Source organism: Serinicoccus kebangsaanensis, from assembly GCF_008919445.1.
Taxonomy (GTDB): domain Bacteria; phylum Actinomycetota; class Actinomycetes; order Actinomycetales; family Dermatophilaceae; genus Ornithinicoccus; species Ornithinicoccus kebangsaanensis.
The window spans coordinates 60340-86095 of the sequence record NZ_VSLG01000013.1; the positions used below are offsets into that span (position 1 = coordinate 60340).

The following is a 25756-nucleotide window of genomic DNA, read 5'->3' on the forward strand; positions in this document are numbered from 1 at the left end:
CGCCACCGAGGATAGACGTCCGGTGGGGTCCGGCGCGTCCGCTACGCGCTGCTGGTCGGGGTGACGGACTCGCCCGCGTAGGTGACGACCTGGCCCGGGCGCACCTGGGTGCCGCGCCGCATCATGGTCTCGCCGTCGACCGTGACCTCGCCGTTCTCGATCACCATCCGCGCCATGGCGCCGTCCTGGACCAGGCCGGCCAGCTTGAGCAGCTGCCCCAGCCGGATGCTCTGGTCACGGATCTCGACGGTGGCCGCGTCGGTGCCGTCGCCGTGCGCGTCGTCGGCGCCCTCGAGCAGGTCGGCGTGCTCCGGGTGCTCGGCGAGGTAGCGGGGGACGAACGGGCAGGTCGGGCGCACCCGCAGACCCTCGGCACGGGCATACCCCATCGCCTCCTCGACCAGGCGTCCGCCGAGGCCTTGCCCGCGGCCCTCGGGGTCGACGACCGTGTGCTGCAGGTCGAGGACGTCGCCCTCCAGCTCGTAGGACAGGTGGCCGACGGCGCGGCCCTCGGCCTGCGCCTCGAAGCGGTCCTGGTCAGCCAGGTGGACGATCTCCGGTCCGGTGCTCATGGGGTTCAGGGTATGCCTGCTCAGAGCCAGCCGACACGCCCGGCGAGCGCGGCGTAGCCGACGAAGGCGACGACGTCGAGCAGCGTGTGCGCGACCACCAGCGGCATCACCCGCCGGGTGCGGGTGTAGAACCAGCCGAGGATGACCCCCATGGCGACGTTGCCGACGAAGCCCCCGAAGCCCTGGTAGAGGTGGTAGCTGCCGCGCAGCAGCGCCGAGGTCAGGATGATGGTCCAGGTCGACCAGCCGGCCTGCGCCCAGCGGGTGAAGAGGTAGCCCACCGCGATGACCTCCTCGACCACGGCGTTCTGGGCAGCGGCGAGGACGAGGACCGGCACGGCCCACCAGACCGAGGGCAGGTTGGCCGGGGCGACGCTGGTGTTGACGCCGAGCTCGCGGGCGAGCAGATACAGCCCCAGGCCGGGTATGCCGATCACCGCCGCCAGCATCGTCCCCTGCACCAGGTCTCGCAGCGGCTGGCGCCGGTCCAGGCCGAGCGCCGCCCACGGCCGCGGCAGCTCACGGGCGAGCAGGTGCAGCGCGAGGACCACGGGGACGAGCGCCAGCGCGATGCCGACGAGCTGGTAGGCCAGGTCCAGCCAGGGCTGGTCGGGCGCGGAGCTGGTGTTCATGCTGGTGGTCTGCCCCGCCAGACCGCCCTGCGCGGTGAGCTTGCGGAGCAGGCTGAGCAGGGACCAGACGGCGGACGCGCCCAGGCTGACGCCGAGCACGAGCACGGTCTCGGTCAGCAGGCTGCGGCGGGGCAGCGTGCTGGGTGGTGCCGGCAGCTGGGTGCTCACCCGTCCAGGCTATGTCGTGGCGCCGGCCCGGGGGCTGCCACACCGGACGGTCGAGCCGCCAGGGACGCGGAGGGACGCTGGCCGGGCACCCGGTCACGGATCCAGGGTGCCCGGCCAGCGGGGCGGGCGGCAGGGAGTGCAGCGCAGGGGTGGCTGCTCCGCCCGGGCCTGACAGGTTAGTCCCCGTCAGTCGTCATCGTCGTCATCGTCGTCGTCCCAGTCGTCATCGTCGTCGTCGCACTCCTCCCAGCCGTCGTCGTCCCAGCACGCGGGAGCGGGCTGGACCGGCGCCGGCTGGGCCGGGGCGGGCTGCACGGGGGCGGGCTGCACGGGGGCGGGCTGGACGGGGGCGGGCTGGGCCTGCTGCTCGGCCTTGCGGGCGGCCTCCTGCTCGGCCTTCTTCTTCGCCGCAGCCTTCTCCTCGGCCTTCTTCTTCTCGGCCGCCTTCTTCTTGGCCGCGGCCTGCTCGGCCTTCTTCTCCGCAGCCTGCTTCTCGGCCGCGTCCCGGGCGTCGTCGAAGCTGCCGGACAGGTCCTGGGTGCCCTGGCGCATCGCGCTGACGAGGTGCAGGCTGATGACGGCCGGTCCGCCGGCGGTGCGGGCCTGGCCGACGAGGTCGTCGGGGCCGGCGTCCGCCAGGGCGCCGGCGACGACGATCCCCTCGGTCTCCTGGGCGTCCGCGGCTGCGTCGATCCACAGCCAGCCACCGGTGAGGCCGATGAGGACCAGGGCGAGTGCTGAGGCCACCATCTTCATGATCGGCAGTCTTCCTGGCCCAGGGGAGAGTCCGGTGAGACCCGGATGAGAGTCCTCTCATCCATCGAGGCCACCCGCCCATTCCTGGTCGGCCCACTCGATCACGCGGTCACGCCACCGGGGCCGGAAGGCATAGACCGCCACCAGCCGCGCCACCGTGGCGACGCGGGCGAGCCTCAGTCGCCCTGGGTCCACCTGGTTGTCCGTCACGACCGCCGCCACGGCGTCGCCGACCGTGCGCACGGCCTCGTCCGACCACAGTCCCTGAGCGCCGCGCCACCGCGCGTGCACCTCCAGGTTGGCCAGGTCCAGGGCCGGCTCGGCCCGGCACACCGTGTCCAGGTCGATGACCGCGAGCCGGCTGCCGTCCCAGAGCAGCTGGCCGTCGTGCAGGTCGCGGTGCGCCGGCACCAGGGGTGTCCCGCCGGAGGCGGCGAGCCGCTGCGCGGTCCGCTCGATGCGGTCCGGCCACGGCGTCCCCGCGAGCAGTCCCAGGGAGGCCGACCTGGCCGCCCAGGTCCGGAGCACCTCGGCCTCGTGCCGGGGCGTGTGCTCGGCCCCCTCGGGCCCGTCGAGCCGCTGCCAGCGGGTCCACGCCGCGGCCCAGGTCCGCCAGATCTGCGGCCACCGCGGGTCGGCGGACAACCGCTGCACGGGTATGCCCCGCAGCGCCTGGTAGCGGACGGTGTCGTCGGTGAGCTCCAGCACGTCGGCGGCCTCCAGCCCGGCGGCGCGGGCGAGCCGGGCGCCGTCCACCGAGCCGGCGGCCAGGGGCGTGGCCCGTCCGGGACGGACCACCTTCAGGTAGCCGTCCTGCCGGTGCACGACCGCGCGCCGTCCTGCCCGGTGCACCAGCAGGCTGCCCGCCCGGGCGGCCCCGGCCAGAGCTGGGAGCCGGGGGTCCTGACCGGGTGGGTGGAGCTCGACGTCGCCGCCGGGGGTGAGGTGGCCCGCGCGCAGGCGACCCCTCGCGTCCCGCCCCTCGACCGCCACCCGCACCGTCCCGTCGCGCTCCGGGGCGGGCCAGGCACGCGCCACCTCCATGCCCTCCCCGGTGGTCGGGTCCTCGACCCGGGCGGGCACCTGCCAGCCCGGCCAGCGCGCCGGCGGCGCGGTGTGCGCCCACCCGTCCACGGCGTGCGCGGCCTGCGCGCCGCGGGCCAGCAGACCGCTGGCGAGCAGGTCCAGCGCGACCCGGCCCAAGGCCTCCGTCCGCTCCTCCCACAGTGGTGCCTGGGCGCGCCAGGGCTCGGCGATCCGGCCCAGCAGCGCGGCGGCCACCCAGGGTGCGTCGCTGCCGCTGTCCCCGCGGCCGTAGCCCGCCTCGAAGGCTGCGAGCAGGTCGGACCCTCGCCGATCCTGCTCCACGTCGCCCTCGGCGTCGGCGTCGACCTCCTGGACGATCCGGGCGGCGGCCATCGCGGCGAGGTCGACCTCGGGCGGGCCGGTGGCGGCGCGGTCGAGATCGGTCAGCAGCACGGAGCCGTCCGCGGCCACGAGGACCTGGTCGAGGGACAGGTCTCCGTGCAGCAGCACGGGATCACCTCCTGCTGCCTCGTCCGGCAGACCGGCCAGCGCGAGCCGGGCAGGGTGCGCCAGCGTCGGCGCGACCAGCTGCAGCTGGGCCACGGCGCGCTGCGCCGAGTCCACGACCTCGGGCCAGCCCCGCCGCGGCAGCCGCGGGACGGCAGCGGTGGGCAGCGAGTGCAGCCGGCGGACGATCGCTCCGGCCTCCCGCGCGTGCCGGAGCACCGACGTCGCGGCAGCGGAGGTGTCGTCCGGCTGCGCTGCGGCGGCCTGCAGGTCCTGGCCCTCCACCCAGGGCCACACGCTGACCCGGCCGGCGCTGTCCGGCTGCTGATCGGTCGGGCACAGGACGGGTATGCCGCACCCCGCCAGCGCCTGGGTGACGCGCGTCATCCGCTCCCGGTGCGGCTGCGCGGTGATGCGGACGACGCGGTCGCCGTCGCGCACCACGAGGCGGCGCAGCGGGTTGTAGCGCAGCAGCCGGACCCCGTCCGAGGCCAGGTCGACGCGCGAGCGCCGCAGCGCCTTGGCCAGCGCCGGGTCGGTGGTGAGCGCGCCCCACAGCAGCTCCGCGTCCCACTGCGGGAGCGGCACCGAGAAGATCTGGTCCCCGAGGTCGTAGCGCTCGGCGCGCGCCCGGGCCTTGCCGCCCTTGGTGCGGGCGTCGCCGATCAGCGCCTGGGCCCACCCGAGCACCTGCCCGTCGGCGCCGACGAGGGCGGCGACGTGGCTCACCCCGTGCTTGGGTCGCACCCGCGTGACCGCCACCGGCGTGCGCAGCAGCGCACTCAGCCGCTCGGGGTCCACGACCAGCTCGAGCACCGGGTCGGTCGACCCTGGTCCCCCGGCCGCCGTCAGCCCCCGCCCTGTCCGCATCGTCGGCTCAGCCATGGCTCTCCTCCAGCACTCCGTCGAGGGGCGCGTGCTCCGGCGGGCCGGACCAGGTCACCCTCCCCTGCTGCAGCACGACCACCCGGTCGGCGCTGCGGGCGAGCTCCAGGTCGTGGGTGATCATGATGCTGGTCCGCCCCTTGCTCAGCTCGGTGATGGCCTCGCCCACGAGCACCACGTTGTCCGGGTCCAGCCCGGTGGTCGGCTCGTCCAGGAGCAGCACCGGTGCGTCCCGGAGGAAGGCACGGGCCAGCGAGATGCGCTGTCGCTGGCCGCCAGAGAGACTCCCGCCGCGCTCGCTGACCTCGGTCTGCAGCCCCTCCGGCAGGTCGTCGGTGAACTCGGTCACCCGGGCCAGCCGGGCGGCGCGCTGCACCTGGTGGTCACCGGCCTCCGGCCGCCCCTGGCGGATGTTCTCCTCGATGGTGCCGGTGAACAGGACGGCCTCCTGCTGCACCAGCGCGATCTGGCTCCGCAGGTCGCGCAGGTCCAGCTCGCGCAGGTCGGTCCCGTCCAGGTGCACGGTGCCGGAGCCCGGGTCCAGCAGCCGGAGCAGCAGCGAGGCGACGGTCGACTTGCCGGAGCCGGACGGTCCGACCAGCGCCACCCGCTCCCCCGCCTGGATGCGCAGGTCGACGCCGCGCAGCACCGGCAGGCCGGGCACGAACTCCAGGGTGACGTCCCGCAGCTCGACCCCGCCGCGCACGACGCCGAGCCGCACCGGGTCGGGCGGCGACACGATGTCCGGGGACTCGTCCAGCAGGTCCGCGACCCGCTCGCCGGACGCGCTGGCCCGGGCGATCCTGCCGGTGTACTTCGCGAGGTCGCGCAGCGGCTTCATCGAGGTCTTGAGGTAGGTCAGGAAGATCACCATGTCGCCGGGGGTCATCGCCCCCTGCAGCACCCGGGCGCCCCCGAGCAGAAGCACTGCCGCGGTGGCGACCCCGACGAGCACGTCCGTGCGTCGCTCCAGGCCGGCGGCGAGGCGCCGGGCGACGACCCCGTCCTTGAGGGAGCGGTTGTTCGACCCCTGGAAGGTGGCCGAGCGGTCCCCCTCCATGCCGTAGGCCTGGACGTGCGTCATCCCGGTCAAGGTCTCCTGGGCGACGTTGGCCAGCTCGCCCTCGCTGCGCCGGGTCTTCCGTGACGCGGTGGTGATCTTGCCGGTGGACAGCCGGGAGAACAGTCCGAAGATGACGATGGCGATGAGCACGATGAGGGCGAGGACCGGGTCCAGCCAGGTCATCACGCCGAGCATCGCGACGAGGGTGAAGACATTGACGACCAGCGGCATACCGGCGGTGACGGCGACCTCCTGCAGCCGGCCGACATCGGCGACCAGCCGCTGCACGACGTCACCGGACCGGGCGCGCCCGTGATAGCTGCGCGACAGTCCCTGCACGTGGTCGAAGACCTGGGCGCGCAGCCGGGTCGCGACCCGGGACCCGCCCAGCGCGAAGGCCACGGTTGCGCCGTAGTTGCACACGGCGCGCAGGCCGATGATGGCGATGGTCGCCAGCCCGCAGGCGAGCAGCAGCTGCAGGCTGGCCTGCGGCCCGTCGTCCGCGAGGTCCGCACCGAGGCTGCGGGTCAGCGCGTCGATGGCCAGCTTGGTCGGCCACGGTTCCAGCACCCGGAAGATCACCTCGGACAGCAGCAGCACACCACCTCCGGCGAGCAGCGTGCGCTGGCCGTCCAGGTGCGGCAGCACCAATCGCAGCGTCCGCCGCAGCGGGGAGGGGTCCGGTTGCCCGGTGCGGTCGCTCATCGCGCACCTGCCCCACGACGTGTGCGCAGCGGCGCCAGGGTCGAGCCCAGCACGTGCCCCCAGGAGTGCCGCTCCTCCATCCGGGCGCGGGCCGCGGCACCCATCGTGGTCGCGGCGTCCGGGTCGCTCACGAGGGCGTCGATCGCCGCCGCGAGCGCCTCCGGGTCGGACGGTGGCACGAGCACACCGGTGCGGCCGTCCTCCACCACGGAGGGGATCTGACCGATGCTGGACGCGACGACGGGGAGCCCGGCGGCGGCGTACTCGTAGACCTTGAGCGGCGAGAAGTAGTGGTCCTCGCTCTCCGGGTAGGGCGCCACCGCGACCAGGGCGCCGGACAGCGCCGCCGGGACCTGCTCGGGCGGCAGCGCGCCGGTGAGCTGGACGTCGAGACGGTGACGTGCCGCGGCCCGCTCGACCGCCTCCCGCTGCGGCCCGTCCCCGACGATCCGCAACCGCCACGGTGCCCGCGCGCGGGCGGCCGCCTCGACCAGGTCTTCCACCCCGTGCCACGGCTTGAGCGTGCCGACGAAGACGACGACGGGGTCGCCGGAGAGGTCGGGCGCGCCCGGCCGGATGCGGTCCGTGTTGACCCCGTTCGGCACGACCACGACGTGGGTCCCGGAGGAGGCGCCGAGCCCGGCCCGGTCCCGCACCCAGGCGGCGACCCGCTCGCTGACGCAGGCGACGACGTCGGCCGACCCGGCCTGCACGCGCAGCGCGCCCTCGGTGCCGGCCTCGTCGACGAGGACCCGGTGCTGACGCTGCTCGTCGATGAGCGGGGCGTTGACCTCCAGGACCGTGCTCACCCGGTCGCCGAGACCCCGGCGCGCGGCGTGCAGGACGGTGGAGAAGAGCGAGTAGCGCTCGTAGACCACGTCCGGCGCGGCCGCGACCACGAGCTGGGCGATCCGCGCGGCGGCCTGCCGCTGCGCGACCTCCCGTCGCGCCGCAGCGCCGGACTCGTCGGGACCGGCGCCCACCTTCCCCACCGGCACGTGGTGGACCACCAGGTCCGCGAGGTCGGCCGGCACGTGCTCGGCGTCCCCCAGCCGGACGGCATACACCTCGACCTCGGCGCCGCGGGAGCGCCAGGCGCGGATGATCTCCTGGATGTGGACGCTGGCGCCCTTGGTGCCGAAGACGGGGATGCCGGGGTCGGCGCAGACGTAGGCGACGCGGGTCATCGGTCGGCTCCTGCGGTCACGGCGGCCAGGTGGGCCGCCTGGGTGGTGGTGTCGAAGTCGCGCTCGACGAGCGCCCGGGCGCGGCGGGCCACGTCGGCCCGGGGCCACCCCGGCTCGGCCACCTGCCGCAGCGCGTCGGCGACCCGGGTGGCGAGCCCGTCCCGCTCGTGCGACAGCAGCAGCCCGGTCTGCTCGTGGGTGGCGGGCTGGATCGCCTCGGGTATGCCGGTGACGTCGGTCGCGATGCACGGCACGCCGCTGGCCATCGCCTCGAGCAGGACGGTCGGCAGGCCGTCGGCGTTGCCGTCGGCGCCGACCACGCACGGGGCGACCATGACGTCGGCCCAGTCCAGCTCGGTCACCAGCTCGGCCTGGCTGCGCGAGCCGAGCAGGGTGACCACGTCGTCGAGACCCGACCTGCGCACCTGGGCGGCCAGGTCGTCCGCCAGCTCGCCCTCGCCGACGATCCGGACCTGGAGCCGGGTGCCCTCGTCGCGGAGCAGGGCGGCGGCCTGGACGAGGTGGTCGAAGCCCTTCTTCTCCACGACCCGCCCCACCGCGAGCACCCGGAGGGTGTCGCCGACGGGTGCCGGGTCGCGGTAGGTGAAGCGGCACAGCTCGAGACCGTTGCGCACCAGGGCCACCTTGGGCTCGAGCGCGGGGTCGACCTGCTCGACCAGGAACCGGCGGTTGTAGTCGCTGATGGTGACGACGGTGGACGCCCGGCGCAGCACCTCGCGCAGCACCACGCGGTCCACGTCGTCGTGGAAGAGGTCCTTGGCGTGCGTCGTGACGGTGAAGGGTATGCCGGTGAGGGCGCTGGCGATGGTGGTGCACCAGGAGGCCATGTTGGCGAAGTGGACGTGCACCCGGGTGATGCCGTCACGGCGCAGCCGCAGCGCCAGGTCCACGCCCTGGGCGACGTCGGAGGGGTCGAGCCGGACGAGCAGCGGCATCAGCTCGCCCAGCCGGGCGCCGAAGTCGGGCAGCTCGGCCTGCGCCCGGGCGAAGACCTCCCACTCGGCGGACAGCTTGTGCGCCCGCGGCAGGTGCGTGACCGGGGCCTGGACCTGGGCCAGCTGCGGGTGGAACCGGGAGTCGGTGGTCGGCCGCAGGGCATAGATGGCCAGGTCCTCACCGGCGGCCTCGCGGGCCAGGATCTCGGTGACGACGAAGGTCTCGGAGAAGCGGGGGTAGACCTTGAGCACGTAGGCGATGCGTTCAGACGGCAACGGACAGCCCTTCCTCGCGACCGGACAGGCCTTCGGGGGCCAGGGCCGGCGAACTGCGGACCAGCCGGGCGGCCGAGCTCGCGACCGCGCGCAGCCCACCGAGGTCGAGGGACCCCCGGTCGACGCGACGGTGCACGGCCCGGGTCCACCACCGGCTGATCGCCGCCGGCGACAGGTCGTCCTCGCGCAGCAGGTCGGTGGCCCCGACGGCGGCGAGGGCCCGCGCCCTGATGAGCTGCTCGGTGCGGGGGCGCTCCCGGGGCACGAGCAGCGCCGGGACGTCGGTGGCCAGGGTCTCGGCGACGGTGTTGTAGCCGGCCATGGAGACCGAGGCCGCGGACCGCCGGATGAGCCCGGCCGCGTCGTCGACGCTGCGGGTCACGGCCGTGCGCCGCCCGGCCTCGCGCTCGACCGCACGGTGGTCGGCGTCGGACATCTGGGGGCCGGTGATGAGGATGTGCCGGTGGCCTGCCGGCACCTCGGCCGCGGCCGCGGCCAGGCAGAGCCGGGTGCCGTCGCTGCCGCCACCGGCGGTGGTCACCAGGTAGGGCTGCTCCGGCTCCAGGTGGGTCGGCTCCTCGGCCCGCCCGTGCGCCAGGAACCCCTGGTAGCGCACCAGCGGGGCCAGCTCGGCGGGCAGCTCACCCGAGGCGCGCAGGTCGTGTACCCCGGGGTCGCCGTAGATCCAGATCTCGTCGTAGAGCTCGGCCACCAGGTCGGACGGTGTGCTGCGCCACTCGGAGGCGACGGCCTCGGGCGTGTCGAGGACGTCGCGCAGCCCGAGCACGAAGCGGGTCTGCGGCAGCTCGCGCCGCATGGCGTGCAGCCCCGCGAGCAGCTCCCCACCGACGCCCAGGGCGTGCCGGTCGACGACGACCAGGTCCGGCCGGAAGGCCAGGCCGGTGGCCCGCACGATCTCCCCCCGCACCGACAGCACCGCGTCCATGCCGAGGTCGAGGTGACGCGGCCCATACCCCCGCCGCTCCGCGCTCTTGCCGATCCCCGGCAGCGTGACGACGTCGAAGCCGCGCGGCAGGCTGCGGGCCGCGGCACCGGAGACACCGTTGAGCAGCAGACCCGTGACCAGGCTCCCGGTGAGGACGGGGATCCGCTGGGCGAGGGTGTGCGCCAGGGCGCGGTTGCGCCGGAAGTGCCCCAGACCCTGCGAGTCGTGGGAGTAGAAGACCACGCGCAGCGGCTCGCCGCTGCCACGGGTGGCGGTGACGCTGGTGCCCGTGTCCATCTCGTCCTCTCCCGCCCGACCCGGTGGCCGGGGCGTAGGGATGAGTGAACACAGCGTGAATGAGCGGCACATGACACACCGATGAGAGTCTTCTCATCGGCTCGTCACCGGCCGGAAAGGGTGACCTCTCGGGTCAGCGCTCGAAGCGGTAGCCCACGCCGCGGACCGTGGAGATCCGGTCGGCGCCGAGCTTGGCGCGCAGGTAGCGGATGTAGACGTCGACGACGTTGGAGTTGCCGGTGACCTCGAAGCCCCACACCCGGTCGAGCAGCTGGTCCCGGCTGAGCACCTGACCGGCGTGGTCCATGAGCTCCCGGGCGAGGGTGAACTCGCGCGCGGAGAGCTCGGCCGGCCGGCCCTCGACGGTCACCGTCCGGGCCGGGATGTCCAGCCGCACCCCACCGACGTCGAGCACGTCCTCGCTGCCCCCCGCCCGCTGCGCCTCCGCGTGCTGGCGCAGCCGCAGCTTGACCCGCGCCCGCAGCTCCTCCACGCGGAACGGCTTGGGCAGGTAGTCCTCGGCCCCGCTCTCCAGCCCGTGGACGGTGTCCTCCACCGAGTCCCGCGCGGTGCACATGATCACCGGCACCGGCTCGTCCATGGTCCGCAGCATCCGCAGCACGGTGAAGCCGTCCATCTTGGGCAGCCCCACGTCCAGCACGACCAGGTCGACGTCGGCCGCGGTCGCGGCCTCGAGGGCGGCGATCCCGTCACTGACCAGCGTGGTCCGGTGCCCGTCGCCCCGCAGCCCGCGGTCGATCACCCGGGCGATGCCCTCCTCGTCCTCAGCGATCAGGATGTGCGCCATGCGGGCAGACTACCCACCCGGGTGCAGGCTGCTCGCCCGCTCCGGCGGCGCCGTGGGGGCGCTGACCCGGTGGGCCGTCGGCGCGCTCACGACGGGGATCCAGATGGTGAACCTCGACCCCAGCCCCTCGACCGAGTCGACCGCGACGGCGCCTCCGTGCGCCTCGGCGATGGCGGACACGATGGCCAGCCCCAGCCCGCTGCCCTCGACCTGGCCCGCCGAGGAGGCCCGGCCGAACCGCTCGAAGACCCGCTCCTGCTCTGTCTCCGGTATGCCCGTGCCGTGGTCGGAGACGGACAGGGCGAGGTAGCGGCGGGCGGTGCGCGCGCCGCGCTCGATCGCGCGCTCGCGCTGCGGGTCGTCCTTGTCCACCCACCCGGTGCGCAGCTCGATGACGCTGCCGTGCTCGCTGAACTTCACCGCGTTGGCCGCCAGCTGCACCACCGCCTGGATGGCCCGGTGCCGGTCGAGCCTCATCTCGCCCTCGGCGTCCGCGGCGAGCTGCCACTGCCGCTCGCCCAGCGCGGTGACGCGCTCCATGCACTCGACCGCGAGCTCGGTCACGTCGGCCGGGGTGGGGCGCAGGAAGTCCTGCCGCTGCGCCTTGGCCAGGACCAGCAGGTCGTCGACCAGGCGCTGCATCCGGTCCACCTCGTCCAGCATCAGGGTCCGGGTGGCGGTGACCTCTGCCGGGTCCTCCGGGCGCAGCAGCTCGGCGTTGCCGCGCAGGATGGTCAACGGCGTCCGCAGCTCGTGCGCGGCGTCGTCGAGGAACTGGCGCTGCATCCGGACGCCGTCCTGGATCCGGTCGAGCATCGCGTTGAAGCGGTGCGCCAGCTGGGTGATGTCGGTGTCCCCGGAGACCTCGACCCGTCGGGACAGGTCGTCGGTGCTGACCTGCGCCGTGGCGTCCTGCAGCTCGCGCAGCGGGCGCAGCAGCCGACCCAGCACGACGTGCGCCAGGACACCGGCGACGACGAGCGATCCCAGCCCGACACCGGCATACGTCCAGACCCGGCGCCAGATGTTGCCGTTCAGGGTGCCGGAGTCGATGGCGATGACGAAGGTCCCCTCCCGCTCCTCCTCCGGCAGCTGCACGTCCGCGATCATCACGGTCAGGGTGGTGCCCTGCGTGTCCACGGTGTCGATCACGGCGCGCCCCGGCTCGACGTCCGTCTCGCGAACCAGCGCGAGCACGTCCGGGTGGTCGACGCGGAAGGTCCTCTCCCCTCCGTCCTGCAACGTCGGCTGGCCGTCGATCACCGCGAGGAAGGCCTCGTTGGGCGAGGCGACCGACGTCTCCAGGAAGGCCCGCAGGAGCGCGTCCACCTCCTCGTAGGGTTCGTTGTCCACCTCGGGCCCGGACTCGGCGAGACTCGTCACCTCCTGGACCTCCTGCTCCAGGTCGGCCTGGACCCGGTCCTGCAACGACCGGAACTGGACGGCGAAGGACAGCACGCCGGTGAGCGCGATCCCCAGCGCCATCATGCTGACCATCATCACCAGGAGGCGCCGCCGGACGGTCCAGCCGCGGTGTCCGTCGGCGTTCATGGCCGCGCCGACGCCCCGTCGGCGAGCAGGGCGAAGGAGACCAGCCAGTGCGTGGCCATGAAGTCGCCCTCGGTGACGTGGGACAGCACCGCGTCCTCCTGCTCGTCGGCAGCCTCCCGCAGCCGCGCGGCCGCCGGAGCGTGACTCCAGGGTGCCAGAGTCCGCAGGGCCCACGCGCGGGACAAAGCGAGCCCGAGCAGGTGCGCACCCTGCCCGTCGGTGGGGTCCAGCACCCGTGGCACCGCGAGCAGGTGCTCGTGCCGCCCCGCTCCGAGGTCGGGCAGGACGCGGGCCAGCCAGGCCGCGGCCTCCTCCGCGTCGAGCACGTCGACCATGAGCATCGCCTCGGTCAGCGCCGGGGAGAGGAAGTCCGAGCCTCCGGGCTCCTGGTCGGTGGGGGCCGGGCCGTCCTCGCCGAACCAGCCGCGGGCGGCCTCGTCGCAGGCACGCACCACGTCGTCACGACCGAGCCGTCGGTAGGCGTCGCGCAGCAGCAGGAGCGCGAAGGCGTCGTTCTGGTGCTTCCCGTGCCGCACCGGGTATGCCTGGCGTTCCAGGTGGTCCAGCACGTGTCCGGCGAGCAGGTCGGCGAGCGGCGCCAGCGCGTCGGACCAGCGGCGCGCCTGCACGTCCCGGGAGCCGAGCCGGTCGGCGGCGGCCGCCAGCTGCGCCGCCCAGGCCCAGCCGTAGGGCCGCTCGAAGCCCGGGCGATCCCGCAGGTAGGCGACCTCGACGGCGAGGTTCGCCGGGGTGAGCCGCTCCGACAGCAGCGCCCGGGCGGCGGCCGCCTCGCGCTCGCCGAGCGCGTCGGCATACCTGTCCAGGAGGGTGACCAGGGACCACTGCATGTGCACGCACGAGTGCCAGTCGAAGGAGCCGAAGAAGGCGGGGTGCAGCCGCTGCGGCGTGACGTCGGTGTCGTCCGGGCCGGTGACGACGTGCCCCGGAGCCCACGGGTATACCCTGCCGATCACCTCGCGCGCCAGCCTGCCCCAGGCGGCGGCGTGGCGGCCCGCCACGGTCTCGTGGTGCCCGTCGTGCGGGGGCTGCGGCGGCTGGGCGGGTGCGGAAGGTGTCACGGGTCCATTACTACACTCGCGCACCATGACGGAGGACGCGCGGCACTACTTCACGGCGCTGGGCGAGGGGAGGTATCAGCCGACCGAGCACGTCCAGGGTGCCTGGTCGCCGGAGGAGCAGCACGTCGCGCCGGTGATCGGCCTGCTGCTGCACACGCTCGAGCTGAACCACCCGCGCGAGGGGCTGCAGTGGGCCCGGTTGAGCGTCGACATCCTCGGGTTCATCCGCCGGGAGGAGATGACGGTCACCACCCGGGTGCTGCGCCCCGGGCGGACGATCGAGCTGCTCGAGGCCGGCGTCGAGATCGGCGGCCGGGCCGCGGTGCGGCTCACGGCGTGGCGGCTGGTGCAGGGCGACACCGCGCAGGTGGCGGCCGACGAGGAGCCCGAGCTGCCCGGGCCCGACGGGCTCGAGCCGTGGGCCGGGATGAGCCACTGGGGCGGCGGCTTCATCCGCTCGCTGGACTTCCGCTCGGTGCCGGGGGCCCGTGCCGGCCGGGGGCGGACCTGGGTCCGCACGTCCGTCGCTCTGGTCGGCGGCGCGGAGCAGGCATCGGCCCTGGCGTCCTGGGTGGGGCTCTTGGACACCGCGAACGGCACGGCGGGCCGCGAGGCGCCGCGCGACTGGCTCTACCCCAACGTCGACCTCACGCTGCACCTGCACCGGATCCCGGAGGGCCCGTGGGTGGGGCTGGACACCCGGGTGGCGTGGGGACCGACCGGCGTCGGGCAGACGTCGTCGGTGGTCCACGACGCGCAGGGGCCGGTGGGAACGGTGGTGCAGGCGCTCACATTGAGGCCGGTGACGTGACGTCTGGGGCACGTGGTGCTACGATGTGACACAAATCACAGTATCTGGATGCAACGAATCCGCTCACGAGAACGTCTAGGTAGTGTCGGTTCGGGACAGCCGACACACCCCGTCGTGAGGGGCCGCCTCGTGCGGGACGGTGGGGGTGACAGGAGGGTGGGGCGCCGGTTCAGGGACCGGCGCCCCACCACCCGCACCCTCATCGCGTCGCCGGTCACGCCCCAGACCTAGACTGACGGGACGAGACCTTGGAGGTGTCGCCCGATGACCCGCAGACGCCGAAGCACCCTCGCCGTGGCGGCGTTGAGCCTCTCCGCCGCCCTGGTCGGATGCGGAGACATGGACGGTTCCACCGGGGCGGACCCCACCAGCCCGGCACCCACCTCCGCGACGGAGGACGACGGCGCCGACGACAGCGAGGATGCTGCCACGATGTCCCCCAGCACGAGCGCACCCGGCGAGGGCGACAAGCCGCGCCAGACCGCCCTTCCCTCCACCCCGGGCGCCGAGGCGTCCCTCCCGCTGGGCGCGGTCCCCGACGCGATCGTGCAGCGCGACGACGTGCAGACCGCGATCGCGGCCGAGGCCAAGCGGACCGGCGTCGAGCCGGACGCCGTCACGGTCGCCGGCTACGCCGACGTGACGTGGAACGACGGCTCCCTCGGGTGCCCGACCGAGGGGATGATGTATACCCAGGCCCTGGTCCCCGGGCACCAGCTGGTGCTGGAGGTCGACGGCAGCTACGCCAGCTACCACGCGGCCGAGGGCAAGACCTTCTCCTTCTGCGCCCAGCCGGTCGCCCCCGCCCCCTCGCAGTCCTTCGGCGGCCCGGTCACCGACCGCTGACGTCCTTCGGCGGACGGGTCACCGACCGCTGACCGGCTCAGCTCCGACTGAGCGAGCCGCCGCGGGCGTGCTGTCCGGGCTCAGCAGGTCCACTGTGCTGTCCGAGCTCAGCAGGTCCACTTCACCTGGACGAGGTCACCTCGCGGTGACCTCGGGGTGACTGTCCGCCCCGACCCGACACAGGGCGTCGCGGTCGATGTCGGTGGTGGTGGCGATCGTGCGGGGCACGGCTCCCACTGTGCCCTGGATCGGACTCAGAAGGGCGGTGGAGCGTCGGGCTGATCGCCCCAGGGCCGCCGTAGGTCGCTGTCCTTGCTCTTGCTCACGCTGTCGGTCTTGCTCGTGCTGTCAGTCGTGCTCGTGCTCTCGGTCTTGCTCGTGCTGTCGGTTGCTGGGTCGGGGGGCGTGGCGAACCCGAGGAGGTTGGGGAGGGTGGCCAGGTCCTCGCGCGGCCCGTGGCGTCGCTGCCCGTCGCGGCCGCGGTGGGTGAGGGTGATCCAGCCGGTGAGTCGTGGGTCGTGGTCGGTGGCGCCGTCCGCGTCGTCGTCATCGGCGAGCAGGGCCGCCGTGCCTCGGTGGGCGAGCGCGGTGTAGAGCGCGCGGCAGGCCAGGTCGAGGTCGTCCTCGTGCCCGCCGCAGACGGTGTCGCTCTCGTCGCCGCCCGTGTGGCCCGCGACGGCCTCGCCGCCCGTGCCGGCTGCGTCGGCCTGGGCGCGGATGGTGGGGAGGTACTGGCGGTAGTCGTGTGAGCGGGTCCGTTCGATCTGGCCCAGCAGGGTCTGCCAGGTCAGGTCGCGGTTGGGGGCCATCGTGGTGGACCACCAGCCCGCGGTTTTGAGCTGGTGGCTCGCGACGTCCTTGAGGCTCAGGTTGGTCTCGGTCGTCGCCCCACCATCACCCCAGGGCGTCTCGTGGTCGATCTCGCACGCGGCTGCCGGTCGCCGGTTGCCCGGGGCACGGGAGTAGACGTCCGCGGCGATGATCTGTCGGCGCATCGCGGCGTCCGGACGGTAGGAGGTGATGCTGCGCTCGATCAGCCGCCCGTCCGCCGGGTCGGTCAACAGCCTGGACAAGACGGCACCTGGCGTCAGGGCCAGCTCCCGGGCGTGCCCTGGCGTGATGAAGGCAGAGTGCCGCCCCACGATCTCGCCCACGGCGCCCACGGGCCTGGACCGGGGGTCGCCCGAGCGGTCAGGGCCGAGGCGATCCGGTGGTGAGAGTGGTGGATCGCCGTGAAGGTCGCGGGGTGGATCGTCGCCCGAGCGCTCTGGACCGGATCGATACGGTGAGGCGGGTGGTGCTTCGCCGTGCTCGCGGTCGGGGTCGCCGTGCCGTGCATCGTCGCCCGAGCGCTCCGGCCTGGGACGATCCGGTGGGACAGGCGGTCCTCCGCCATGCTTGCCGGGTGGGCCCTCGGCCGCGTCTGCGGACCGGCTGGTCGAGGGGGACGAGAAGGTGGTCCATGGCACCACGACCTGCAGCGAGATGTGGGGCTGGGCGGTGACGACCTGCGCGATGTGCTCGGCTCCGCCCGGTGTGAGCAGCGGGTCGGTGTCGCTCTCGGGCGGGTCCACCCGGCCATGCAGCAGCAGGGTCTGGGCCACGTCCGAGCGCAGCTGCGCCAGGGTCCGCTCGTCGCCGCCCTTGCGCAGCGCCCTGGCGCAGGCGTCCACCCGTTGGGAGATCGCGCAGAGGCTGGTCAGCGGGCCGGTGATCGCGAGCGTGGCGGTGGAGTCGTCGTCGATCCGCATCCAGAGTCGCCGCTCGGCGCGTGCCTTACGGCGACGCTCACGCTCGGACTGCACGTCCTGGCCCTCGACCCGCACCGCCTCCCGCTCGAGGGCGGCCCAGAACTCCGCGGCGTGCCAGGGTCGGTCCAGCAGCTGGCCGTCCGGCCCGAGGCGCTCCGGCACCACTGTCGCGGCATCGGACCCGAACAGTGCTTCGGCCACCAGCGCTCCCGACTCGGCAGGCAGGGACCCGCACCGGTCCCAGAAGCCGCGCACATGGCCCCAGCCGGCCAGGCCGCTGCGCAGCGCCTCGTGCACCACGGTGCGCACCGACACCGGCGCACAGGCCACGCCGACGAGCTGCCGTGCCTCCTTGATGCCCACACCCAGGGCGATCTGCAGCTCGGCGCACGCGAGCCGCTTCGTCTCGGCCCGCCAGCGTCGACGCTGACCGGCGGAGAGCTCCTCGACGTCGGAGAACCCCTTGTCCGCCAGCAAGGCGCTGCCGACCTCGGCGGCCAGCTCGCGGGCCGATGTCAGCAGCTCCGCCTCCAGCGTGGAACGCCGCGCCGCGACCTCCCGCACCTGCGCCACCGCCGTCGAACCACCACTGCTGTCCCGCACGACCCGCCGCCCGGCCTCGGTGTCCGGCCGGGCCGACGGGCGCCGCGACGGCGCCGCCGAGTCCCGTGGTGAAGTCGACGAGGACTGCTGCGGGGTCGACGACGGCTGTGGTGGAGTCGACAAGGACTGTGGAGGGGAGGGATCAGGTGGAGCAGCAGAGGGGCCAGCCAGCTCCAGGACCACGCGACATCCCCCGGGCGAGGACGTCTGCACCCGCGGGTGGGACTGCACGAGTCGCTGCAGCCGCGCCTCGCACACGGTCGACCCACGCGGCCGCTCGTGCGCGGCCCCTAGAACCCTGAGTCGTCGATCCATCGCCCCTCCCTCCAATACCTCGAACTTAGCACACATGTTCGAATCAACGCAAGCCCACGCCGCCCCCACGTCCCCCATGCCGCCACTGAGAAGGATGGGGAGGTGAGTACGACCCACCACGGTCGGCCAACACGGGCCGCGTGCAGGGTGAGGAGATGGACCTGAGGTCGGACGACGCGACGATCCCTGGCCTCGTGGGCGACGGGTGACGCGTGGTCGCGCGCTCGTGGGCCGCATAGCGACGAGTCGAACCCTAGGGGGCTGGTGTCACGCGTGGGGCCTGCGGGGACCGGTGCTCAGCCGAAGGCCGCGGCGAAGCCCAGGGCCAGGTCTTCGCGCAGGTCGTCGGGGTCCTCCAGGCCCACGGAGAGCCGGATCGTGCCCTCGGTGATCCCGGCCGCGCGGCGTGCCTCCTCCGGCAGCCGACGGTGCGTCGTGGTCGCCGGGTGGGTGGTGAGCGACTTGGTGTCGCCCAGGTTGTTGGAGATGTCGACGACCCGCAGCGCGTTCATGAAGGCGAAGGTCTCCGCCTGGCCGGCGTCGAGGGTGAACGTCACCACCGTCCCACCGCCGCTCATCTGACGCCGGGCCAGCTCGGCCTGCGGGTGCGACTCGAGCCACGGGTGGTGCACCGCACGCACTCTGGGGTCGGCCTCGAGCTCGCGCGCCAGCGCCAGGGCGGTGGCCGCCTGCCGCTCGACCCGGAGGGTCATGGTCTCCAGTCCCTTGAGCGTCACCCAGGCGTTGAACGGCGACATCGCCGGCCCGGTGTGCCGCAGCAGCGTCTGGATGGGCCCGCCCACCAGCTCGGTGGGGCCGAGGATCATCCCGCCCATGACCCTGCCCTGGCCGTCGATGTGCTTGGTCGTGGAGTAGACGACGATGTCGGCGCCGTGCTCCAGCGGCTGGGAGAAGACGGGGGTCCCGAAGACGTTGTCCACCACGACCGCCGCCCCGGCGGCGTGCGCGAGCTCGCTCACCGCCGCGATGTCGACGAGCTCCTGGGTGGGGTTGCTGGGCGTCTCGAAGAAGACTGCCGCGGCAGGTGTGGCCAGGGCCTCGCGCCAGGCCTCCAGGTCGCGCCCGTCGACGAAGGTGCTCTCCACACCCCACCGGCGCAGCACCTCGTCGATGATGACGAAGCAGGAGCCGAAGAGCGCCCGGCTCGCGACGATCCTGTCCCCGGCCGCGCAGAGTCCGCCGAGGGCGGTGAAGACGGCGGACATCCCGGAGGCGGTGGCCTGCGCCGCCTCCGCCCCGTGCATCAGCCGCATCCGCTCCTCGAGCATCGCGACCGTGGGGTTGCCGTAGCGGGTGTAGACGAAGCGCTCGATCTCCTCGGCGAACGCCGCCTGCGCCTCTTCGGCGTTCGGGTAGACGTAGCCCGACGTCGGGTAGAGCGCCTCGGCGGTCTCCTCGAACGGGCTGCGCATCAGGCCGCCGCGCACTGCAAGGGTGTCCGGCCGCCATCCGTCGGGGGTGTCCATGGGGGTCCAATCTAGGCCCACCGCCGTGCTCCCGCCGCATCGCCTCCGGCGCCCGCCGGTATGCCGTCCGCGCAGGTCAGAGCTGGTGCCGAAGAGTCTGCGGGGCGCTGGTCGGCGTCCCGCAGGTCAGTCGGGCAGGCTCGCCACGCCGCGTGGATCCACCGCGAGGCGCACGCTGTCCCCGGGGTGCGGACCGAGGTCGGCCGAGATCGCGGCGACCCGGCCCAGACCGTCGACCTCGACCTCGAGGTGCACGGCGTCGGACACGGTCGTGGAGCGCAGGACGGACCCGCGCAGCGGCCCGGCCGGGTCGACGCGCAGGGCGCTGCGGCGCAGGGCGAGGACCGGGTCGGCCGGGTCTGGGCCAACCACACGCGACGCTCGGTGGGGGTCGGGGAGGTGGGCGCGCAGGGCGTCCGCGGCGGCCCCGGTGAGGACCGTCTCGAAGCCGATGAAGGACGCCACCTCGCGGGAGACGGGCCGGCGCCAGACCTCCGTCGAGGGCCCCTCCTGGGCGATCCGGCCGTCCAGCATCACCGCCATCCGGTCCGCGACGGTGAAGGCCTCGTCGTGGTCGTGGGTCACCAGCACCGCGGTGGTGCCGGTGGAGACCAGGATCTCCCGCAGGTCGCCGGCCAGGCGGTCCCGCAAGGCCCGGTCCAGTGAGCTGAGCGGCTCGTCCAGCAGCAGCAGCTGAGGGTCCGCGGCCAACGACCGCGCCAGCGCCACCCGCTGCTGCTCGCCGCCGGAGAGCGTCGGCGGGCGGCGGTCGGCATACCCCGGCAGCCCGACCAGCTCCAGCAGCTCGGCGACCCGGGTCGCCCGGGCCCGTCGACCGACCCCACGCAGCCGCATCGGGTAGCCGATGTTGTCGGCCACGCTGCCCTGGGCGAAGAGCTGCCCGTCCTGGAACATCAACGCGAAGCCACGCTCGTGCGTGGGCACGCCAGCGAGGTCGGCGCCGCGCCACGCGATCGAGCCGGCGGCGGGGCGCTCCAGCCCGGCGACGGCGCGCAGCAGCGTCGACTTGCCGCAGCCCGAGGGCCCGAGCACGGCGAGCACGTCACCCTCGGCCACCTGCAGCGACACGTCGTCGACGGCGGTGGCGCCCGGGAAGGCGACGGTGAGATCGGTGAGCTCCAGCATCAGAAGGCACCGACCGATCCCACGCGGAGCCGCTCGACCACGCCCATGACCACGACCGTCACCAGGGCGAGCAGGACGCTGGCGGCGAGCGCCATGCCGAGGTGCTCGGCGCCCGGCCGGGAGATGAGCTGGTAGATCACGACGGGGACCGTCGGGCGGTCCGGCCGCGCCAGGAAGCTGGTGGCGCCGAACTCCCCCAGCGACACGGCGAAGGCGAAGCCGGTCGCCGCGAGCAGCGGCCGGGCGAGCACCGGCGCCTCGGCCGTCCACGCGGCGCGCCAGGGCCCGGCGCCCAGGGCCGCGGCCGCCTCCCGCTGCCGCGGGTCGACCGAGCGCAGGACGGGCGCGAGGGTGCGGACGACGAGCGGCAGCGCCACCATGGCCTGCGCGATCGGCACGAGGATCGGCGAGGTCCGCAGGTCCAGGGGCGGCCGGTCCAGGGTGATGAGGAAGCCGAAGCCCACGGTGACCGCGGAGATCCCGAGCGGCAGCATGAAGGCGCCGTCCAGGGTCGACACGAGGCGTGACCAGCCGACCGACCTCGGTCGGCGGGACACCAGCACCGCCACGACCAGCCCGAGCACCATGGCCAGCACCGTCGCGTCCACCGCGGTGCGCAGCGAGTTGGCCATCGCCTCGGTGACGCTCACCCGCAGCGCGCTCGTCGCCTCGGGGTCGGTGAGGGCGCGGTAGTGCGCCAGCCCCCAGCCCTGCCCGACGCGCAGCGAGCGGGCGACGAGGGCTCCGACCGGCGCGAGGACGAAGGCGACCACGAGGCCGGTGACGGCCAGGGCGGGTATGTCGTCGCGACGGGGACGGCGCGCGGCCGCCCGGTCACCCACCCGCCGCAGCACCTGCTCACGCCGGCTCCGGGTGCGGGAGGCCACGGCCAGCATCGCCACGACGGCGACCAGCTGCAGCACGGAGAGCACCGCCGCGCCCTGCAGGTCGAGGAACTGCACCGTCAGCAGGTAGATCTCGGTCTCGATGGTGCCGTAGCGCAACCCGCCGAGGGTGAGCACGACGCCGAAGGCGGTGGAGCAGAAGAGGAAGACGAGGGTGGCCGCGGAGATGATGCCCGGCGCGAGCGCAGGCAGGGTGACCGTGCGCCAGACCTGCCAGGGAGAGGCACCGAGCGTGGCCGCGGACTCCTCCGCCCGCCGGTCCATGCCCTCCCACAGCCCGCCGACCGTGCGCACCACGACCGCCAGGTTGAAGAAGACGAAGGCCAGCAGGATCGGGACCCAGGTGCCGTCGAGCCCGAGGCCGCCGAGCGGGCCGCCCGAGGCCAGCAGCGAGCGGAACATGACGCCCACGACCACGGTCGGAAGCACGAAGGGCATCACCACCACCGCCCGCAGCAGCCCGCGCCCGGGGAAGCGCAGGCGGTAGAGCGCGAACGCCACCGGCAGTCCCAGCAGCAGGGTCACGACCGTGCCCGCCAGGGAGCTGACCAGGGTGAAGCCCAGCACCCGCAGCGTCCGCGCGCGGCCCAGCACCTCGGGCACGCCGGACAGGTCGAGGCGCCCCTCGGGCCACAACCCCCGCGCGAGCATCCCGCCCACCGGCAGCACGAAGAAGACCGCGAGGAAGGCGACCGGGATCAGCGCGGCCAGCCCCAGGGCGATCCCGGGCCTGGTGAGGTATGCCGACGGCGCTCGCCGCGTATGACGAGCTGCGGGCGCGGCTGGCGGACTCACGTCGACTCCCTTCGCCGGTGCTAGCCGGAGCAGGTGCTCTAAGGGTCTGCGGCCGGTCACCGCACTCTCAGCTCGAGGCTCCCCTGTCGTTCGTCGTCACCCTACAAGTCCTCGTCAGCCAGGACGAACCCCGCCGGCGCGTGGGCGTGCGGGTGATGCAGCGCATGCGTGGCCGGCGACCACCGGCCTGAGCACCGACGAGCCGATGATCGCTGCGCGATGAGCGAGTCAATCCCTCGTGAGGAGAGCCTCACGAAAGCCCGCGGTAAACGCCCGCAGCAGGTCCTGCGACGCTAGGCCACCCATCCGGCGTACCAGCCGCTCGATCGACTCCTCCTCGTCGAGCACCTCCAGAAGCCTGGTGCCGTCCCGGACGGCGAAGGGGCGAGCAGCAAGCAGACCGACATGACAAGCTGACGCCAGAGCGATGTCGTAGTCCCAGCGCCGAAGCAACTCACCTTCCGCCCATGTGGCCTCGGAGTGTGGCAGCTGGCCCGCAGCAGTCAGGATCTCGTGCAGATCCTGCGCATCCTTCGGGTTGTCGAACTGACGATCTCTCCAGGCCAGTACCTTGAGAGCGGCTTGAGCTGGGAGGGAGGCCACCGCCACCACCAGGTGCGGCGCCAGTCGGACGCGTACGGCCGTCGCTCGCGCCTCAGCTACGCCGTTGACATCGAGACGAAACCCGTCGCCCAGATGGACCTGGCGATCGCGCTCGACATCCCCGAAGGGCACGACGTCGACCTCGGCTCCGTCCACGACAAACTTGTGTCCGCCGCCACCCAGAGGCAGCAGGCCCGCTGTGAACCTGCGGTATCCATCGCTACTCACACCGACGGCGATGTCGATGTCCTTGGTCGAGCGAGTGGAGTGCTGCTGTAGTGGAGCGTGGACAACGATGTCCCGGGCCGCAGCGCCGATCATGACCATGGACACACCCTGACTGTCCGCACGCCGCTGGAGCGCTTCGACCACGGGGACCGCCACCGGGAGCGAGGCATGGTTCGCGAGGTCGAGGACGTCATCCGGCATGGGTCATCTGCCTCGCGAGATCAGCCAGCCGCGGATCTCCGTCGGCGGCGAGGTCGGCAGCGATGAGAAAGTCGGGAACCGAGCGCTGGCCGCGCAGAAGGTCGTCAGCCCAGAAGCTTCTGCGCAACTCGATCCAGCCAGTGGCATCGCGGCGGAGCCGACCCGCCACGATCAGGTCAGCCCGCGACCTCTGGTCGCAGTAGAGCAAGGCAGTCACCGGTCGGATCGAACGGCCCGTCGCAGCCGCGGCCAGCTCAGACCCTGCGTAGGCCCCGTCGACGACATCGAGTGCGTCATCAGGCACCGTCCACCGTGGGGAGGAGTACTTCTCCCCTGGCGCGACCTTTTGCTGCTGGATCAGGTAGGCATCGATCCAGCGCTGCTTCAGCAGATCTTCTCGCTCCAGGAGTCCACCCGTGGTCAGGTGCCCATCATCGCGCAGTGCCCGGACCACGCCGTTGGCTGTCCCCAGAGAGACCTGCGCCAGGTCTGCGAGGTCGCGTTGAGTACCGATCTCCCGTAGACCCCCGCGGACCAGGAGGGTGAAGGTCACTGGTATCCCGGTAGCGGTGAAGGGAGCCGCAGCAGACAGCCTCGTGCCCCCTCCGGCGCGCTGCCCCTCAACTCGAAAGATGAGCCCGGGAGCTGCGAGATGGCCGTTGCCGGCCCGATCGAGGAAGTACCAGCCTCGGTCGTCGAGTGCTTCCCGCGTGGCGGCACTGACCTTGTTCGTCACCATGACTCTGCCCTCGCCCGGTGGCAGCAGGGCTACTGCTCCTGGGCTCAAGGTCGGTTGGACCGCGGCGTCGAAACGCGCGTCGCCGCCATCCCAGGTAACGCGGAGAGTGGCATCTCTGCTCCGGCCCTCGACCGCCGATCCCGACCACGCGCAGGAGAGCCCCTCCCGCCGTAGGCGTTCGGTGATGACACTCATCAGCGTGTGTTCAGAATTGCCCATGTGTTCAGAATACGTGAACATGTGAAAAAATTGAACACAGGACTAGATAAGTCCCTCGCTCATCCGGTGGCGATGTCCGCCCACTCGCGCAGCCAGGTCTCGCGCTCGGCCTCGATCTGGCCGGGAGCGACCACGATCGGGTCCTCCGCCACCTGCGCCCACTGGGCCCAGATGTCGGGCAGCGCGACCTGGTCGTCGACCGGGAAGACATACATCGCGTCGGGGATGGCGGCCTGCACCTCGGGGCTGATCAGCCAGTCGACCACCGCCTGGGCGCCCTCGGGGTTGTCCGTGCCGGCGAGGACACCGGCATACTCCACCTGGCGGAAGCAGGTGTCGAGCAGTGCGGTCGTGGTCGGCTCGAAGCCGCCCTCGGGGATGGTGAACGGCGGGCTGGAGGCATACGAGAGGACGATCGGACGGTCGCCGTCGCCGCCGCCGGCGGTGAAGTCGACGGTGTAGGCGTCGGTCCAGCCGCTGGTGACCTTGGCGCCGTTGTCCATCAGGTCGCTCCAGTAGCCCTGCCACTGCCCGGGGCCGAACTCGCCGATCGTCGCCAGGAGGAAGGCCATGCCCGGGCTGGAGGTGCTGGCACCGGGCGTGACGAAGAGATCCTCGTAGCGCGGCCGGGTGAGGTCGGCCAGGGTCTGCGGCGGCTCGATGCCCTGGTTCGCGAACCACTGGGTGTCGATGTTGACGCAGACGTCGCCGTAGTCGACCGGGGTGAGGTAGGCCTCGCCGCCCTCGGTCAGGTCGTGCTGGGTGGCCGACTCGGGCACCGACTCGGGGCGGTATGCCTCGAGCGCCTCGGCCATGACCACCCGGCTGGCGAAGGTGGTGTCGACCCCGAAGACGACGTCGGCGGTGGGGTTGCCGGCGGTGAGCACGATCTGGTTGGCCATCTGACCGGCGTCCCCGGCCAGCTGGATCTCCAGCTCGTATCCGGTGTCGGCCTCGAAAGCGGCGATCAGCTCGTCCGGCAGGGTGAAGGAGTCGTGGGCGGTGAGCACCACGGTGCCGGTGTCGGCGGGGGCCGGGGCGGCGGCGGTCTCCTCCTGCTCGTCTCCCCCGTCGCCGGCGCCGTCGTCGGTGCTGCCCTCCGCTCCCGAGGTGTCAGCCGACTCGCTCGCGCTGGGCTCGTCATCTCCGCCGCCCGTGAGGGTGCACGAGGTGAGCGTCAGGCCGGCCGCGATGGCCAGGGTCAGGGCAGTGGTGGTCCGTCGTGGACGGGTATGGGTCATGGTGCTGCGTCTCCTCATCGACTTCCTTCGCCGGTGCTAGCCGGTGCAGGTTCGAGGGTCTGCGGCGGGTGCCGCACTCTCAGCGCTCTGGCGCTCCCCTGTCGTGGTCGTCGTCGACGATATCACCGTCATCCGGCCCGTCCTCCGCCGCGGGGCCCTGGCCGGGTGCGGCGTCCTGACTCGGCTGGTCGTCGCGGTCGTCCTCGTCATCCTCCCGAGGTGGCCCGAGCACGACATCGGCCCCCCGCAGCACGTTGCGGCTCATCCCGACCAGGATGCCCAGCCCCGCCAGCGCCAGGAGGATCCACAGGCACACGACGACCCATGCTGGCAGCTCGAACGGCATAGTTCGGCGGTCAACCTCTCCGGTGCTGGCTCAGGGACAATGGGCACGCATCAACCCTGACGTCATTGCCAGGGGAAGAAAGCCCTTCAGACCATAGCAAGGACGT

21 protein-coding genes are annotated in these 25756 nt (G+C 73.1%); 2 read left to right on the forward strand and 19 right to left on the reverse strand.

Features of this window, described 5'->3' with window-relative positions; genetic code table 11:
• Positions 1–41 precede the first annotated feature (41 nt).
• From FXF60_RS16985 to FXF60_RS13255, 11 genes are all read right to left on the reverse strand, one after another.
• On the reverse strand, positions 42–572 hold the full coding sequence (locus FXF60_RS16985) for a GNAT family N-acetyltransferase (protein WP_367889967.1): 531 nt from the start codon (positions 570–572) through the stop codon (positions 42–44).
• A 20-nt stretch (positions 573–592) separates the two neighbouring features.
• Positions 593–1372 carry a CPBP family intramembrane glutamic endopeptidase gene (locus tag FXF60_RS13210; RefSeq protein ID WP_238335856.1) on the reverse strand — a complete coding sequence of 260 codons (780 nt, stop codon included), beginning with the start codon at positions 1370–1372 and terminating at the stop codon, positions 593–595.
• Between the two features lie 186 nt (positions 1373–1558).
• Complete coding sequence (locus FXF60_RS13215) at positions 1559–2128, reverse strand: hypothetical protein (RefSeq protein ID WP_151526442.1); 570 nt, start codon at positions 2126–2128, stop codon at positions 1559–1561.
• 57 nt (positions 2129–2185) lie between these two features.
• Positions 2186–4546, reverse strand: coding sequence for an aminoglycoside phosphotransferase family protein (locus tag FXF60_RS13220; RefSeq protein WP_151526443.1), 2361 nt, complete (start codon positions 4544–4546; stop codon positions 2186–2188).
• A complete protein-coding gene (locus tag FXF60_RS13225) occupies positions 4539–6314 on the reverse strand; it encodes an ABC transporter ATP-binding protein (protein WP_151526444.1) in 1776 nt (591 codons plus the stop codon). Before FXF60_RS13225 ends, FXF60_RS13220 begins: the two co-directional genes overlap by 8 nt.
• The gene (locus FXF60_RS13230) at positions 6311–7501 is read right to left on the reverse strand and encodes a glycosyltransferase family 4 protein (RefSeq protein WP_151526445.1); all 1191 of its coding nucleotides are present in this window, start codon (positions 7499–7501) and stop codon (positions 6311–6313) included. Before FXF60_RS13230 ends, FXF60_RS13225 begins: the two co-directional genes overlap by 4 nt.
• Positions 7498–8733 (reverse strand): glycosyltransferase, encoded by a 1236-nt coding sequence (locus FXF60_RS13235; protein WP_151526446.1) that lies wholly within the window; start codon positions 8731–8733, stop codon positions 7498–7500. Before FXF60_RS13235 ends, FXF60_RS13230 begins: the two co-directional genes overlap by 4 nt.
• Complete coding sequence (locus FXF60_RS13240) at positions 8723–9976, reverse strand: glycosyltransferase family protein (RefSeq protein ID WP_151526447.1); 1254 nt, start codon at positions 9974–9976, stop codon at positions 8723–8725. The genes FXF60_RS13235 and FXF60_RS13240 overlap by 11 nt, the downstream gene beginning before the upstream one ends.
• Before the next feature lie 133 nt (positions 9977–10109).
• Positions 10110–10784, reverse strand: a complete 675-nt coding sequence (locus FXF60_RS13245) for a response regulator transcription factor (protein ID WP_151526448.1) — start codon at positions 10782–10784, stop codon at positions 10110–10112.
• A 9-nt stretch (positions 10785–10793) separates the two neighbouring features.
• Positions 10794–12335, reverse strand: coding sequence for a sensor histidine kinase (locus FXF60_RS13250; RefSeq protein ID WP_151526449.1), 1542 nt, complete (start codon positions 12333–12335; stop codon positions 10794–10796).
• Positions 12332–13414, reverse strand: a complete 1083-nt coding sequence (locus FXF60_RS13255; protein WP_202879635.1) for a DUF2891 family protein — start codon at positions 13412–13414, stop codon at positions 12332–12334. The genes FXF60_RS13250 and FXF60_RS13255 overlap by 4 nt, the downstream gene beginning before the upstream one ends.
• A gap of 25 nt (positions 13415–13439) precedes the next feature.
• Between FXF60_RS13255 and FXF60_RS13260 the strand changes: the two genes are divergently transcribed.
• Both FXF60_RS13260 and FXF60_RS13265 read left to right on the forward strand, forming a co-directional pair.
• Positions 13440–14225 carry a thioesterase family protein gene (locus FXF60_RS13260; RefSeq protein ID WP_151526451.1) on the forward strand — a complete coding sequence of 262 codons (786 nt, stop codon included), beginning with the start codon at positions 13440–13442 and terminating at the stop codon, positions 14223–14225.
• Between the two features lie 339 nt (positions 14226–14564).
• A complete protein-coding gene (locus FXF60_RS13265; protein WP_151526452.1) occupies positions 14565–15071 on the forward strand; it encodes a DUF8738 domain-containing protein in 507 nt (168 codons plus the stop codon).
• 254 nt (positions 15072–15325) lie between these two features.
• On the opposite strand, the gene FXF60_RS13270 is transcribed toward FXF60_RS13265, so the two are convergent.
• The 8 genes from FXF60_RS13270 to FXF60_RS13305 form a co-directional block, all read right to left on the reverse strand.
• Positions 15326–17395 carry an HNH endonuclease signature motif containing protein gene (locus FXF60_RS13270; protein WP_202879636.1) on the reverse strand — a complete coding sequence of 690 codons (2070 nt, stop codon included), beginning with the start codon at positions 17393–17395 and terminating at the stop codon, positions 15326–15328.
• A gap of 641 nt (positions 17396–18036) precedes the next feature.
• Entirely contained in the window at positions 18037–19227 is a 1191-nt protein-coding gene (locus tag FXF60_RS13275) for an O-succinylhomoserine sulfhydrylase (protein WP_151526454.1), read from the reverse strand.
• A 126-nt stretch (positions 19228–19353) separates the two neighbouring features.
• Positions 19354–20373, reverse strand: coding sequence for an ABC transporter ATP-binding protein (locus FXF60_RS13280; RefSeq protein ID WP_151526455.1), 1020 nt, complete (start codon positions 20371–20373; stop codon positions 19354–19356).
• Positions 20373–22073: an ABC transporter permease gene (locus FXF60_RS13285; RefSeq protein WP_437440871.1), complete on the reverse strand. Its 1701-nt coding sequence runs from the start codon at positions 22071–22073 to the stop codon at positions 20373–20375. The genes FXF60_RS13280 and FXF60_RS13285 overlap by 1 nt, the downstream gene beginning before the upstream one ends.
• A 228-nt stretch (positions 22074–22301) precedes the next feature.
• A complete protein-coding gene (locus tag FXF60_RS13290) occupies positions 22302–23105 on the reverse strand; it encodes a hypothetical protein (RefSeq protein WP_151526456.1) in 804 nt (267 codons plus the stop codon).
• Positions 23095–24063 (reverse strand): type IV toxin-antitoxin system AbiEi family antitoxin, encoded by a 969-nt coding sequence (locus tag FXF60_RS13295; RefSeq protein ID WP_192796745.1) that lies wholly within the window; start codon positions 24061–24063, stop codon positions 23095–23097. Before FXF60_RS13295 ends, FXF60_RS13290 begins: the two co-directional genes overlap by 11 nt.
• 59 nt (positions 24064–24122) lie before the next feature.
• A complete protein-coding gene (locus FXF60_RS13300) occupies positions 24123–25304 on the reverse strand; it encodes a thiamine ABC transporter substrate-binding protein (protein ID WP_151526458.1) in 1182 nt (393 codons plus the stop codon).
• A 79-nt stretch (positions 25305–25383) separates the two neighbouring features.
• The gene (locus tag FXF60_RS13305) at positions 25384–25650 is read right to left on the reverse strand and encodes a hypothetical protein (protein ID WP_151526459.1); all 267 of its coding nucleotides are present in this window, start codon (positions 25648–25650) and stop codon (positions 25384–25386) included.
• Positions 25651–25756 lie beyond the last annotated feature (106 nt).